The sequence below is a fragment of the Rossellomorea aquimaris genome, assembly GCF_001877785.1.
GTDB classification, from domain to species: domain Bacteria; phylum Bacillota; class Bacilli; order Bacillales; family Bacillaceae_B; genus Rossellomorea; species Rossellomorea aquimaris_A.
Genome location: NZ_MINN01000046.1, coordinates 1 through 440, shown reverse-complemented (window position 1 = coordinate 440; position 440 = coordinate 1). Strand labels below are relative to the sequence as shown.

General features: G+C 46.6%; 1 pseudogene. It reads right to left on the bottom strand.

The features are described 5' to 3' along the window. Window positions 1–420 (bottom strand): annotated as a pseudogene (locus BHE18_RS02010) (ATPase); the annotation flags it as partial. Window positions 421–440 lie beyond the last annotated feature (20 nt).

The following is a 440-nucleotide window of genomic DNA, read 5'->3' as shown; positions in this document are numbered from 1 at the left end:
GCTCATCATCTTCCTAGTAGAATCAAAGGGAAACTCTTTTATGACTTTAAATTTTTGAAGCAGGGTTTCCCTGTTTAATCCAGCTTTTAATCCGGCGACCACCAGGGCCCCTTCAGTAGTGTCGCCATCCACTGCAAAGCTATTATCCCTGGTGACTATTTCAGCGTGATTACAGAGCATCCCGAATGTCAGCAACTGATTGAGAGCTTTCTGGTTATTCGGCGACACCTTTTCCTCACCGCTGTAAAACTGCCCATCCGGTTCGTAACCTGTACCGGTTACAGACCAGGTCCTTCCTCCGCTCCACAGATGTGTGACGGTCATCTTATTCTGCGTAAGGTTCCCTGTCTTCTCTGAACAGATAACTGCAGCACAGCCCAGAGTTTCAACAGTAGTAAGCTGTCCGACGATTGGTTTCTTATTACATCATTCACTCTACA